This is a genomic window from Streptomyces sp. NBC_01477 (assembly GCF_036227245.1).
GTDB lineage: Bacteria > Actinomycetota > Actinomycetes > Streptomycetales > Streptomycetaceae > Actinacidiphila.
Map to the genome: position 1 here is coordinate 6,818,517 of NZ_CP109445.1, position 12,903 is coordinate 6,831,419.

A 12,903-nucleotide genomic window follows, 5' to 3' on the forward strand; every position below is an offset into this window, starting at 1 on the left:
ACCGCGGGCCGGGCGGATTGTCAGTGGGTGGTCGTACGGTGGTTTCATGCGGCCCGTATCAGACATCGAACGCACGGTGGCGCCTTTCGAGGTCGTCAGTCCCTTCCAGCCCAGCGGCGACCAGCCGGCGGCCATCGACGACCTGGAGCGGCGGATCCGCGCGGGGGAGCAGGACGTGGTGCTGCTCGGTGCCACCGGCACGGGCAAGTCCGCCACGACGGCCTGGATGATCGAGCGGCTGCAGCGCCCCACCCTGGTGATGGCGCCGAACAAGACCCTCGCGGCGCAGCTGGCCAACGAATTCCGCGAGCTGCTGCCGAACAACGCGGTCGAATACTTCGTCTCGTACTACGACTACTACCAGCCCGAGGCGTACGTCCCGCAGACCGACACCTACATCGAGAAGGACTCCTCGATCAACGAGGAGGTGGAGCGGCTCCGGCACTCCGCCACCAATTCCCTGCTGACCAGGCGCGACGTCGTCGTGGTGGCCTCGGTGTCCTGCATCTACGGCCTGGGCACCCCGCAGGAGTACATCGACCGGATGGTGCGGCTCAAGGTCGGCGACGTGATCGAGCGCGACCAGCTGCTGCGCCGCTTCGTCGACATCCAGTACACGCGCAACGACATGGCGTTCACCCGCGGCACCTTCCGGGTGCGCGGCGACACCGTGGAGATCTTCCCGGTGTACGAGCAGCTGGCCGTGCGGATCGAGATGTTCGGCGACGAGATCGAGGCGCTGTACACCCTGCACCCGCTGACCGGCGAGGTCATCACCGAGGACGAGCAGATCTACGTCTTCCCCGCCACCCACTACGTGGCGGGTCCCGAGCGCATGGAGCGGGCCATCGCCGGGATCGAGCACGAGCTGGAGGGGCAGCTCGCGCAGATGGAGAAGCAGGGCAAGCTGCTGGAGGCCCAGCGGCTGCGGATGCGCACCACCTACGACATCGAGATGATGCGGCAGATCGGCAGCTGCTCCGGCATCGAGAACTACTCGCGGCACATCGACGGCCGCGAGCAGGGCAGCGCCCCCGACACCCTGATCGACTACTTCCCCGAGGACTTCCTGCTGGTCATCGACGAGTCGCATGTCACCGTGCCGCAGATCGGCGCGATGTACGAGGGCGACGCGTCGCGCAAGCGCACCCTGGTGGACCACGGCTTCCGGCTGCCGTCCGCGCTGGACAACCGGCCGCTGAAGTGGGAGGAATTCCTGACCAGGGTCGGCCAGAGCGTCTACCTGTCGGCGACCCCGGGTCCGTACGAGCTGTCGCGCGGCGACGGTGTGGTGGAGCAGATCATCCGCCCGACCGGCCTGATCGACCCGGAGGTGGTGGTCAAGCCCACCGAGGGCCAGATCGACGACCTGGTGCACGAGATCAGGCTGCGCACCGAGAAGGACGAGCGGGTCCTGGTCACCACGCTGACCAAGAAGATGTCCGAGGACCTCACCGACTACCTGCTGGAGCTGGGCATCCAGGTGCGCTATCTGCACAGCGACATCGACACCCTGCGCCGGGTGGAGCTGCTGCAGGAGCTGCGGGCCGGCGAGTACGACGTGCTGGTCGGCATCAACCTGCTGCGTGAGGGCCTCGACCTGCCTGAGGTGTCGCTGGTGGCGATCCTGGACGCGGACAAGGAGGGCTTCCTGCGCTCGGGCACCTCGCTGATCCAGACCATCGGCCGCGCGGCCCGTAACGTGTCGGGCCAGGTCCATATGTACGCCGACCGGATCACCCCCGGTATGGAGCGGGCCATCGAGGAGACCAACCGCCGCCGCGAGAAGCAGATCGCGTACAACACCGAGCGCGGGGTCGATCCGCAGCCGCTGCGCAAGAAGATCGCCGGCATCCTCGACTCCTTCGCCCGGGAGGACGCCGACACCGAGGAGCTGCTCGGCTCCGGACGCCAGCGCTCGCGCGGCAAGGCACCGGTGCCCGGCCTGTCGTCGAAGGGCGGCAAGCGCTCCGCGGAGGCGCTGCCCGCCGAGGAGCTGGCCGACCTCATCGGGCAGCTGACCGACCAGATGCACGCGGCGGCGGCGGAGTTGCAGTTCGAGGTGGCCGCCAGGATCCGGGACGAACTGGGAGACCTGAAAAAGGAGTTGCGCCAGATGCGGGACGCGGGAATGGCGTGACTCCGGCGGAAATCGCCGCAGGACGAACCGGGATACGGTCGCCCCGCGTCTTGTTAGGGTGCGGGGCAACAACCGCACACATCAGGTGACGGGTGAGAGGGGCAAGCGCGTGACGGTCAACATGACCAAGGGCCAGAAGATCAGCCTGAGCAAGGCCGACGGAGGCTCGTTGACGGCGGTCAGGATGGGGCTCGGCTGGAAGGCGGCACCGCGTCGCGGGCTGTTCGGAAGCCGCACCCGGGAGATCGACCTGGACGCCTCCGCGGTGCTCTTCGCCGACAAGCAGCCGGTGGACGTGGTGTTCTTCCGCCACCTCACCAGTGACGACGGTTCCGTCCGGCACACCGGCGACAACCTGGTCGGCGGCGTCGGCCAGGGCGGCGACGACGAGTCGATCATCGTCGACCTGTCCCGCGTCCCGGTCCATGTCGACCAGATCGTCTTCACCGTGAACTCCTTCACCGGCCAGACCTTCGCCGAGGTGGAGAACGCGTTCTGCCGGCTGGTGGACGAGACCAACGGCCAGGAACTGGCCCGCTACACCCTGACCGGCGGCGGCGCGTACACCGCGCAGATCATGGCGAAGGTGCAGCGCGGCACGACCGGCTGGTCGATGACGGCGATCGGCACCCCGGCCAACGGGCGGACCTTCCAGGACCTGATCCCGGCCATTCTTCCCGCCCTCTGACAGCGGGTCCGGCCGGCAGGCCGTAGCAGTTCACCTAACACAGAAAGACGGGGGCGGCGGACATGGCGGCCGAACTGGTCCGGGGGCAGAACCATCCGCTGCCCGGCAACCGGCTGGAGATCCGGGTCTCGGCGGGTGCACCGGTGGTGGCCGCGGTCACCCTCGGGGACGAGGCGGGGCGGGTCGTCGGCGACGGGGACTGGCTCGCCCACCCCGGTGAGCCGCAGCTGGCCGGGGTCGAGGTGCCGCGGCAGGCCGCGGCGGAGCACCGGCTCGCGGTGGACCTCGGCGCGATGCCGCCCGCGGTGCACCGGGTGCATGTGCTGCTCGCGCTGCCCGGCGCGGCGGCCCGCCCGGGTGCCCCAGCCGATTTCGGCGCCGTCCCCGCTCCCCGGGTCGCGGTCACCACGCCGGAAGGCGCCGCCATCGCCGGTTTCACCATCACCGGCCTCGGCGCGGAGACCGCCCTGCTGGCCGTCGAGCTGTACCGCCGCCAGTCGGCCTGGAAGGTCCGCGCGGTCGGCCAGGGCTACCGGGGCGGCCTGCCCGCGCTGTTCCTCGACCAGGGGGTTCCCGACCCGGCGGGGTCGGCCGCAGCCGTGCACATCGCGGTCGACCGCGAGCAGGCCCGCTCGGTCGACCTGCCCGCGCCCGCGGGCGCGGGCAGCGCCGCCGCGAATCCGTCAGGGACGGGCTCCCACCAGGCCGACCGCACCTCGGGAACGGGCGCCGCGGCCGGCGCGCAGCCGTCCGGGGCCGGGGGTCCGGTGGACTACCGGCACCCCAGGCGCCGCACCGCGCCCGCCACTCCGCCGCCGGCCCCGCCCGCGCGGCCGGGCCAGGTGCCGCCGCCCCGCGACGACCGTCCGGCGCCGGCGCCTCCGCCCGCGGACGCGCCGCGGGTGCCGGTGGCCGGGGACGCGGCGGGGCGCTCGATGGACGAGCGGCTCTACAACCAGGTCTGGGGCATGTTCGAGGACCTGTCGCGGTCGGTGGCGGCGTATCGCAGCGCCGCGGACTTCGCCGAGTCGCGCTTCGAGCAGGAGCTGGACCGGCTGCTGGCCGACCCGCGCACCCGGGGCGGCGCGGCGGCGGAGGCGGCCCGCGAGGACGCCCAGGGCAAGCAGGCGGCGCTGGTCGACCAGGCCAGGGCGGTGCTCGACCGGGACCTGGCGCAGCTCACCGCGGAGGCCGAGGCCGTCGAGCCGGCGCTGCCGCCGGAGTTCGCCGGCTGGGAGAATCCGGTGTGGCACGGCTACCGGGTGCCCGAGCGGCTGCCGCTCGCCGTCCGCCTCGGCAGCCTGTGCCTGCCGGAGGCGCCCGAGCTGCGTATCCCGCTGCTGAGCCGGCTCCCGCTGGAACGCGGCCTGTGGGTGGACAGCGCCGAGAACCGCAGGGCGGCCATGGAGACGGCGGTGGCGGTGGCGGCCCGGCTGCTCGCCTCGCACCCGGTGGGCGCCTTCGCGGTGCACGCCCTGGACCCGGCGGGATCGGGCGCGACCGCGCTCGCCCCGCTGCATTCCGGCGGCGCGCTCGTGCTGCCGCCGCCCGCCGCGGGCGCGGCCGGGGTGAGCGAGCTGCTGACCCGGCTCACCGAGCGGGTCGACCTGATCCAGATGGCCAAACGCGGTGGCGCCGCCGAGGACCTGCCGCCCGGTTTCGACACCGCCGAGCAGCTGCTGATCGTCAACGAGTTCCCGTACGGCTTCGACGACCGGTCGGTCAACCAGCTGCGCTATCTCGCCGACGAGGGCCCCTCGGCGGGCGTCCATCTGCTGGTGGTGGCCGACCGGGAGGACGCGGCGGCGTACGGTCCCGTGCTCGACCCGCTGTGGCGTTCGCTGCTGCGGCTCACCCCGCTGCCCAGCGACCATCTGGCCGACCCGTGGGTCGGGCACGCCTGGACGTACGAGCCGCCGCTGGTGCCGCCGGGCAGCCGGATCCTCACCGATGTGCTCAGGCAGCTGGCCGCGGCACGCCCGGCGTATGGGGCCTGACCTGCACTCTTGGGGTTAACTTTACCATTCCTTGGTTATTCGTGTACGGTTCTTTGACCGAGTCTTTTCGACCCGACGGAGGACCTGTGGACGTCTCCCTCGCCCTCTGGGTGTTGACCATTGCCGGCCTGTGCGCGCTGATCGCCGCGGACTTCCTGATCGGCCGCACCCCGCATGATGTATCGGTCCGTGAGGCCGGTTTGTGGACCGCCGTCTGGGTGGTCCTGGCCGCGCTCTTCGGCCTCGGCCTGCTGCTCTTCTCCGGCGGACAGCCGGCCGGAGAGTTCTTCGCGGGCTACATCACCGAGAAATCGCTCAGCGTCGACAATCTCTTTGTCTTCGTCCTGATCATGGGCAAGTTCGCGGTGCCCTCGCACTACCAGCAGCGCGTCCTGCTGGTAGGTGTGCTGATCGCCCTGGTGCTGCGGGCGGTCTTCATCGCCGCGGGCGCCACGATCGTCGCCAGCTTCTCCTGGGTGTTCTTCATCTTCGGCGGCTTCCTGATCTGGACGGCCTGGAAGCTGATCAAGGAGGCCCGCACCGAGCAGCAGGACGACGCGGAGTTCGAGGAGAACCGGCTGCTCAAGATGGTCGAGAAGCGGGTGCCCGCCACCGACCGCTACCACGGCACGCGGCTGTTCATCACCGAGAACGGCAAGCGGCTGATGACGCCGATGCTGATCGTGATGCTGGCCATCGGGACCACCGATGTGCTCTTCGCCCTGGACTCCATTCCGGCGATCTTCGGCCTCACCCAGGACCCCTACATCGTCTTCACCGCCAACGCCTTCGCCCTGATGGGCCTGCGGCAGCTGTACTTCCTGATCGGCGGGCTGCTCAAGAAGCTGGTCCACCTGTCCTACGGGCTGTCGGTGATCCTCGGCTTCATCGGCGTGAAGCTGGTGCTGCACGCGCTCCACGAGGCGGGCGTCCACGTGCCGGAGATCTCCATCCCGGTCTCGCTCGGCGTCATCGTCGTCGTCCTCGCCGTCACCACCGCCACCAGCCTGCTGGCCGTCCGCGGCAACGACGGCCAGGACCCGGCCGGATCCGGCACCGACTCCACCGGGGACACCGAGGGCGACGGCGGCGACACGCCCGCCGACCGTCCCGACCAGCACATAGGCGCCTGACCTCCCCCCGGCGCGCCGCGCACCGCGCGCCGGGGTCTACCGTGGCCCCGTAGCGACGGTAGACGTGGAAAGGCACGGATGTGGCGAGCCCCCAGGCCCTCCCCGAGCTGACCGGAGCCCGGTACTTCGACGCCTGGCAGCTCGACACGGTGGCTCTCGCCGTCGTCGTGCTGCTCGGCGCCTGGTACGCCTACGGGGTACGCCGCAGGCGGCGCGCGGGGGAACGGTGGCCGCTGTGGCGTACGGCCGCCTTCTACGCGCTGGGCCTGGGCACCCTGGTGGTCGCCACGATGTCCTCGCTCGCCGTCTACGACCGGGTGCTGTTCTGGCCCGCGGCGGTGCAGAACATCCTGCTCGACCTCTTCGCCCCGCTCGGCCTCGCCCTCGGCGACCCGCTGGGGCTGGCAGAGCCGGGCGGGCGGCTGCACCGGGCCTTCTCCTCCCGGCCGGTGCGCGCCCTGACCTATCCGTTGGTCAGCTCGCTGCTGGTGCTCGCCTCCGAGCTGACCATCTACTTCACGCCGTATTTCGCCACCGCGCTGGGCAACCCGCTGGTCCGCCAGCTGATGCATCTGCAACTGCTGCTCACCGGGAGCCTGTTCGTGCTGCCGATGCTCAGCCGGCAGGAACTGCTGCCGCGCTGGTGCACCCACCCGGTGCGGGCGGCGCTGGTCTTCCTCGACGGGCTGTTCGACTCGGTGCCCGGCATCGTGGTGATGACCAGCGGCACCCTGGTCGCCGGCCACTGGTACACCGACCACCCCCGCACCTGGGGGCCCGGTGTGCGCCATGACCAGATGCTCGGCGGCGGACTGATGCTGACGCTGGCCGAACTCGTCGGGCTGCCCTTCATCCTGCTGGTCTTCATGGAGTGGTGGCGGGCCGAGCGCACCAAGACCGCCGAACTGGACGCCCGCCTCGACCGCGAGGCACTGGTGGCGGTCGCGCCGTCCTCCGAACCCGTGTCCGCCGCCGTGTCCGCCGCCGCGTCCGCTCCGGCCTCCGCTATGTCCGGGACCGCTGCCGCCGCGCCGCCCGCCGCCCCGGCTGTGCCCGGGATGACCAGGCCCTGGTGGGAGACCGACCAGGGCGAGGTCGGCGAGCGGATGCGCCGGGGGCGCTGACCGGCACGCCCGGCGCCCTTCTCCGCCGCAGTGGCGTTCGCCCCGTCACCCGACCGGCCCACCGGGCTCCCCCGACCGGGTGAACTCCTCGGTCGTCTGCCCTGATTGCGCAACTGCGCTCCGGCGCGGCTCGTCACTTACGGTGAGATACGTGTGATCCGGGTGACGGAACGGGGGTTGGGTCATGGACACGGTCATCGTGCAACTGCCGGAGGTGCGCGGGCTGCATGCCGAGCCCGCGGGCCGGCCGCGGCTGCTCAAGCTGGGACCGGGGGAGACCGCGGACTTCGGGCGCGGCGCCCCCGGACGGCCGGTGCCGGTGCGGCTGCCCGACCCGGGAGTGTCGCGCTGCGCCGGGCAGATCACCGCCGCGGAGGACTACTGGCGGCTGTCCAACTACAGCCGCACCGCCACCTATGTGGTGGAGAATCTGGAAGGCGCGGGCGAGCACATCAAGGTCGCGCCCGGACGGCTCGGCGCACCCGTGCCGTTCGAATTCTCCCGGGTCGTCCTCCCCTCGGAGGGCGCGCAGGCCAGCTTCAAGGTCTTCGCACCCCAGCACGCCTACCGCGACGACACCGGCGGCGGCCCGGCCGGCGGCGAACACACCGTCATGCCCTTCGCCCTCGACGCGACCGCGAAATACTTCCTGGTCCTGCTCGCCCTGTGCGAACCGCGGCTGCGCAACGCCTCGACCGGTGCCGTCCCCGGGGTCGGCGACGTCCTGGAAAGGCTGCGCCCGCTCACCTCCTGCCGCGACCTGACCCGGTCCGCCGTCAACTACCACGTCGACTACCTCGCCTCGGCCAAACTGCGGCTGCGCGACGACTCCGTCGACCCGGACACCGACACCCTCGCCGGCGGCAAGCGCGAAGAACTCGTCGCCTTCGCCCTACGCTTCGACCTGGTCAGGGAAGAGCATCTGGCCCTGTTGCCGCCCCGGCCGCCCTCCCGGCCATCCCCCGCGGCCCGTCAGCCCACCCGGGCGAGCTGACCCATGCCCGCACCGGACCCCACCCCGCATGCCGCATCGGGCGCCGCCCCCGACGATGGCCGGGACCCCGCGGGCGGTCGCGGCCCGCACCCTCCCTCGGGCCGCGCCCCGGACGGTGGCCCGGGCCGCGCCCCGGACGGTGGCCCGGGCCGCGCCCCGGACGGTGGCCCGGACGGTGGCCCGGACGGTGGCCCGGACGCCGCCCTCGACGCTGGCCAGGTCCCGGTGGCCGGCGGCGCCCGGGCGGAGGAGCGGGACCCGGCGGCCGACCGGACCCGGCAGGGCGAGCGGGACTCGGCGGGCGGCCGTGCCCGGGAGGACGGGCGGGGCCGCCGGGCGCCCGTGGATGTGCCGGACGGCTACCGGCTCGGCGACTGGACGGTCACCGGGCTGATCGGCTCGGGCAGTTGGGGCAGCGTCTACACCGCCCGGGGCGCGGACGGCACCGCGGCCGCCGTGAAATTCCTCGGCACCGCCCTGCTGAGCCCCGGCCAGCAGGCCGCGATGGCCGACCTGGTGCGCCGGGAGGTGCGGTTCAGCCTGGCCGCACACCACCCGCACCTGATCCGTACCGTCGAGGCGCTGACCGTCCGCGACCCCGGCCGCCCCGACCTCGACGGCTGTACCGCCCTGGTCATGGACCGCGCCGACCGCAGTGTCCAGGACGTCCTCGACACCGTCGACGCGGGCCGCCCACCCCCCGACGCCGGCCGCATCCTGCGCGGCGCCGCCGCAGGACTGGCACATCTGCACCGCGCGGGCTGGCTGCACGGCGACCTCAAGCCCGCCAACATCCTGCTGGGACCGCAGGGCGAGGTGTGGCTCGCGGACTTCGGCCTCACCGCGGAACTCGACGGCACCCACGCCTACGTTCCCCCCATGGGCACCCTGGACCACCTCCCGCCGGAGTGGTGGTCGGCCCGCACCGGCAGCCAGGGCACCGCCGTCCGCCCCACCGCTGACATCTGGGCCTACGGGATCCTGGCCCATGAGGTGCTGTGCGGCGGACTGCACCCCTTCCCCGGCGCCACCGCCCGCGCCCGGGCGCTGGCCGCCCAGTCCTACGCCCGCGGCGCGGCCCCCCTGCGGCTGGCACCGTCCCTCCCCGATGGCTGGCACCGGCTCATCACCGACTGCCTGGCCCCCGACCACGCCGCCCGCGCCGGGTTGACCGCCGACGGGCTGGCCGCCCGCGTCGCGGCCCTCGGCCCCGCCGGAACCAGGGCCCCGGCGCGCAGCACCCGGCGCCAGGTCCTGCTGCCGGCCGCCCTGGTCGGCGTGCTGCTCGCGGCCGGCGCCGGCCTGCTGCTGACGGACGACAGCCGCCCGGCCCGCCCGAAGGCGGGATCGGGCGCGCCGCCGGTGGCCACGATCGCCTCCGTCAACGACATCCTCCCGGCCCAGTCCGACGTCCCGGCCGCCCTGCGCCCGTCCATCGGTCAGGCCGCCCGACTGTGCGCGGAGCCGGAGGTGACCCCCGCCCTGATCGCCGCGATGCTCAAGGCGGAGAGCGGCTTCGACGTCCATGCCCGCCGGCCCGCCACCGACGAATACGGAGTCGCCATGTGGACGCCCAGGGTCTTCAACGCCTGGGCGGTCGACGGCGACCTGGACGGGCGCAAGAGCTACATGTCCGCACCGGACGCCATCGCCACCATGGGCGTCTATCTGTGCTGGGTCGACCAGCAGCTGAAGTTGGACGGTATGCGCGGCGACCTCCCCTCGTGGATCGCCGCGGCCTACCGCACCAGCGTCCGTACCATCGTCGACGCCCACGGTGTCCCGGCCCGCGTACAGCCCTACGTCGACACGGTCCGGCGCTATATGGCCGGCTACGCGCTCCACCCGGCCGCTACGGGCGGTCCAAGGTGATGGAGTTGACCGGGGTGAGGTCGGCGCGCACCCCGTGCTGCGCGGCCATGTCGTAGTTGCAGTTGGTGCCGTTGGAGCCCAGGCACAGACGGGCGTGGGCTCCGCCGGTCTGGTTGTTGAGCACCCAGTGCCAGCCGACCTGGTTGCTCAGGTTGTGGGCGCCGTAGCTCCAGTAGACGTCGGTCGGTGTCACGGCCTCCGCGTCCTGGGCGTAGACACAGACCGCGCCCGACGGGCAGCCGTCCCATGAACTGCCTGCCGCCTGCGCGTTGGTGAGACCGCCCGTGGCCACCACACCCGCTGCGAACGCCATTGCCGTGACCGCCCTGGTGATCTTCCGCATGGTCTTTCCTTCCGTTGGGGCCGACCGTCCTGCCGGCCACCAGAAACGTAACCGGCGGCGACCACGCTCCGCTCCTGACAGATGACAGGGTGTGGCGGTCGGTGCCCCCTGGGTCAGTGCTGGTAGGCCGCGGCGAGCGCGCGGGCCGTCGCGGCGAGCCGGTCCCGCAGCTCCGGCGGGTCCAGCACCTCCGCCTCGGCGCCCAGCGACAGGAAGAACGCGTGCGCCTGGTCCAGCGACTCGGTCGGCAGCGTGGCGCGGGTCCAGCCGTCCGGTTCGGCCCTGCCGGTCGCCTCCAGCGCCCGCGCGGCGGACCCGGTCAGCCGCGCGGCGGCCCGCGGCGACAGCCGTACCACCGCCTCGCCGTGGTGCAGCCGGGCGTGGAAGTCCTCCTGGGAGCGCCGCCAGTGGTCCGCCAGGTCGAAGTCCGCGGGCACCTCGCAGCGCTCCGCGCCGACGGTCAGCCGCAGGATCTGGTCGACCCGGTAGGTGTGCGGCCCGGGACCCGCCACCGTGTACCAGCGGCCCGCCTTGAGGACCAGGCCGTACGGTTCGAGCCGCCGGTCGACGTCGGTCGGCTCCTTCCAGCGGCGGTAGCGCACATCGAGGACCCTGCCGTTCCACACCGCGTCGGCGACCTGCGGCAGGAACGGCACCTCGGCGTCGGCGGCGTACCAGCCGGGCGCGTCCAGGTGGAAGCGGGCGCGCATCCGGTCGGCCTGCTCGCGCAGTCCGGCCGGCAGCGCGGCCCTCAGCTTGAGCTGGGCGGTGGCCAGCGCGGGGCCGAGGCCCAGTTCCGCCGCGGGTCCCGGCGCGCCCGACAGGAACAGCGCCTCCGCCTCGCCCGCGTTCAGCCCGGTCAGCCGGGTGCGGTAGCCCGCGAGCAGCTGGTAGCCGCCCCGGTGGCCGGCGTCGCCGTACAGCGGCACACCGGCCGTGTGCAGCGACTCCACGTCCCGGTAGACGGTCCGCGGCGACACCTCCAGCTCCGCGGCCAGCTCGGCGGCGGTCATCCGGCCGCGGGTCTGGAGCAGCAGCAGGATCGACAGCAGACGGCTGGACTTCACTGACACAAGGTGTCAGTGAACCGGTCGTACGGTCCAGCCATGGCTTTCCGCGAGAAGTTCCTCACCGTGCCGCCGCCGATCGAGGTCGGGGGCCGGCGCGTCAAGCGCTACCACGTGACCGCCGACCCGTCCGGCATCGCGCCCGATGTGCAGAAGGCGGCGTACGCGATCCTGCCCGACCTGCTGCCGGAAGGCGACGGCACGCCCGGCGCGGCCTTCGCCGTCCTCCACAGGGGAGGGGACGACGGGGCCTATCTCAACGCCTACACCTGGGCATGGGACAACGCGCTGCACTTCTCGGCAGCCGTGGCGGGGCAGCCCGTCCTGGGCTGCCCCGACCGGGACCCGACGCACTTCGTGCGGCTGGAGCCCCGGCTGATCGGCTGCGTCTGGGAACTGCCGCCGATCCTGCACGAGCGCGACGCCTGGGTCCGGCACGTCCTCGCCCCCGACCGGCCCGACCTGGCCGGCTACCTCGACGACTCGCTGCCCGCGGGCAGCACGGGAGACCGCACGTGAGCGACTTCGACTTCCTCACCGGCAACTGGGACATCGCCAACCGCCGGCGTGCCGACTTCCTCGACGCGGACAGCGCCTGGGAGGACTTCCCCGGTGTCAGCACCGCCTCCCGGCACTTCGACGGCGGCGCGAACTTCGACGAGACCGTCTTCCCCACCAAGGGCACGGCCGGCCTGACGCTGCGGCTGTACGACCCGGAGCGCGGCGAATGGTCGCTGTACCGGTCGAGCAGCAGCACCGGCCTGCTCTTCCCGCCGGTGACCGGCCGCTTCACCGACGGCACGGGAGTCTTCCACGGCGACGACACCTACCACGGCAAGGACGTCAGGGCGCGCTTCACCTGGTCCGGCATCACGCAGGACACCGCCCGCTGGGAGCAGGCGTTCTCGGTGGACGGCGGCGACACCTGGCTGAGCAACTGGGTCATGGACCTGACCCGCCACTGACCGCCCGCCCGGGGGCTGGCATCATCACCCCCTTGACCGAGCGTCACCTGACGCCGTCGAGTGCCATCGAGACCAGGGGGACCCTTGCCGTACGCCCGGATATCCACGGCCTGCCTCGCCACCGTGACCGCCGCTGCCGCGGTGGTCGCGCTCGCCGGCTGCGGTGGCGGATCGCCCTACAAGAAGACCGGCGTCCACCGGATGCTGCCCAGCCTGAGCGGGCAGACCCTGGCCGCCGCCCGTGCCACCGCGTCAGGCGCGGGCTTCGGCAACGTCAGCGTGACCGACGCGACCGGCGCGAAGCGTTCGGCGGCCTCGGCCGCCGACTGGAGGGTCTGCTTCCAGAGCCCGGCCGCGGGCACGGCCGACACCGGTGTGCCGGTCCGCCTGTCAGTGGCGAAGCTCACCGAGAGCTGCCCCGCCAGGGACGGCGGCGCGAAGGCGACCCCGTCCACCCGCCGCTCGTCCATGACCCACCGCGTCACGAAGTCCCGCAAGAGCCGCGCCCGCCATCACTGACGGCCGGGACGTGGCCGGCGCGGAGATGTGCGTGCGGGTGGGTGCGCCGGCCTCCCCCTTC

The 12,903-nt window shown here is 72.7% G+C and carries 12 protein-coding genes; 10 read left to right on the forward strand and 2 right to left on the reverse strand.

Translation table 11 applies throughout. The features are described from left to right. The first annotated feature begins 46 nt into the window (after positions 1–46). From uvrB to OHA86_RS29000, 7 genes are all read left to right on the forward strand, one after another. The gene (gene uvrB / locus OHA86_RS28970; RefSeq protein WP_329179907.1) at positions 47–2,140 is read left to right on the forward strand and encodes an excinuclease ABC subunit UvrB; all 2,094 of its coding nucleotides are present in this window, start codon (positions 47–49) and stop codon (positions 2,138–2,140) included. A gap of 109 nt (positions 2,141–2,249) precedes the next feature. Next, on the forward strand, positions 2,250–2,828 hold the full coding sequence (locus OHA86_RS28975; RefSeq protein ID WP_329179908.1) for a TerD family protein: 579 nt from the start codon (positions 2,250–2,252) through the stop codon (positions 2,826–2,828). Between the two features lie 62 nt (positions 2,829–2,890). After that, positions 2,891–4,825 (forward strand): TerD family protein, encoded by a 1,935-nt coding sequence (locus tag OHA86_RS28980; RefSeq protein WP_329179910.1) that lies wholly within the window; start codon positions 2,891–2,893, stop codon positions 4,823–4,825. 86 nt (positions 4,826–4,911) lie between these two features. Continuing rightward, entirely contained in the window at positions 4,912–5,958 is a 1,047-nt protein-coding gene (locus OHA86_RS28985; protein ID WP_329179912.1) for a TerC family protein, read from the forward strand. 80 nt (positions 5,959–6,038) lie between these two features. After that, complete coding sequence (locus tag OHA86_RS28990) at positions 6,039–7,082, forward strand: cytochrome c oxidase assembly protein (RefSeq protein WP_329179914.1); 1,044 nt, start codon at positions 6,039–6,041, stop codon at positions 7,080–7,082. 184 nt (positions 7,083–7,266) lie between these two features. After that, a complete protein-coding gene (locus OHA86_RS28995; protein WP_329179916.1) occupies positions 7,267–8,076 on the forward strand; it encodes a serine/threonine protein kinase in 810 nt (269 codons plus the stop codon). A 225-nt stretch (positions 8,077–8,301) separates the two neighbouring features. Then, positions 8,302–9,948, forward strand: a complete 1,647-nt coding sequence (locus tag OHA86_RS29000; RefSeq protein ID WP_329179918.1) for a protein kinase domain-containing protein — start codon at positions 8,302–8,304, stop codon at positions 9,946–9,948. On the opposite strand, the gene OHA86_RS29005 is transcribed toward OHA86_RS29000, so the two are convergent. Further along, a complete protein-coding gene (locus OHA86_RS29005; RefSeq protein WP_329179920.1) occupies positions 9,929–10,291 on the reverse strand; it encodes a hypothetical protein in 363 nt (120 codons plus the stop codon). The genes OHA86_RS29000 and OHA86_RS29005 overlap by 20 nt on opposite strands. 113 nt (positions 10,292–10,404) lie before the next feature. Beyond that, on the reverse strand, positions 10,405–11,358 hold the full coding sequence (locus OHA86_RS29010) for a helix-turn-helix transcriptional regulator (RefSeq protein WP_329179921.1): 954 nt from the start codon (positions 11,356–11,358) through the stop codon (positions 10,405–10,407). Positions 11,359–11,397: 39 nt separating this feature from the next. Here OHA86_RS29010 and OHA86_RS29015 point away from each other — a divergent pair, with 39 nt between their 5' ends. The 3 genes from OHA86_RS29015 (at position 11,398) to OHA86_RS29025 (ending at position 12,842) form a co-directional block, all read left to right on the forward strand. Beyond that, the gene (locus OHA86_RS29015; RefSeq protein WP_329179922.1) at positions 11,398–11,877 is read left to right on the forward strand and encodes a hypothetical protein; all 480 of its coding nucleotides are present in this window, start codon (positions 11,398–11,400) and stop codon (positions 11,875–11,877) included. After that, positions 11,874–12,323, forward strand: a complete 450-nt coding sequence (locus tag OHA86_RS29020) for a hypothetical protein (RefSeq protein ID WP_329179924.1) — start codon at positions 11,874–11,876, stop codon at positions 12,321–12,323. Before OHA86_RS29015 ends, OHA86_RS29020 begins: the two co-directional genes overlap by 4 nt. 84 nt (positions 12,324–12,407) lie before the next feature. Continuing rightward, positions 12,408–12,842: a PASTA domain-containing protein gene (locus OHA86_RS29025; RefSeq protein WP_329179926.1), complete on the forward strand. Its 435-nt coding sequence runs from the start codon at positions 12,408–12,410 to the stop codon at positions 12,840–12,842. The last annotated feature ends 61 nt before the right edge of the window (positions 12,843–12,903 follow it).

Excerpts from the sequence above, each read along its gene's own strand:
- uvrB (WP_329179907.1), top strand. The coding sequence starts at position 47 with ATGCGGCCCGTATCAGACATCGAACGCACGGTGGCGCCTTTCGAGGTC.
- OHA86_RS28995 (WP_329179916.1), top strand. The coding sequence starts at position 7,267 with ATGGACACGGTCATCGTGCAACTGCCGGAGGTGCGCGGGCTGCATGCC.
- OHA86_RS29005 (WP_329179920.1), bottom strand. The coding sequence starts at position 10,291 with ATGCGGAAGATCACCAGGGCGGTCACGGCAATGGCGTTCGCAGCGGGT.
- OHA86_RS28980 (WP_329179910.1), top strand. The coding sequence starts at position 2,891 with ATGGCGGCCGAACTGGTCCGGGGGCAGAACCATCCGCTGCCCGGCAAC.
- OHA86_RS29015 (WP_329179922.1), top strand. The coding sequence starts at position 11,398 with ATGGCTTTCCGCGAGAAGTTCCTCACCGTGCCGCCGCCGATCGAGGTC.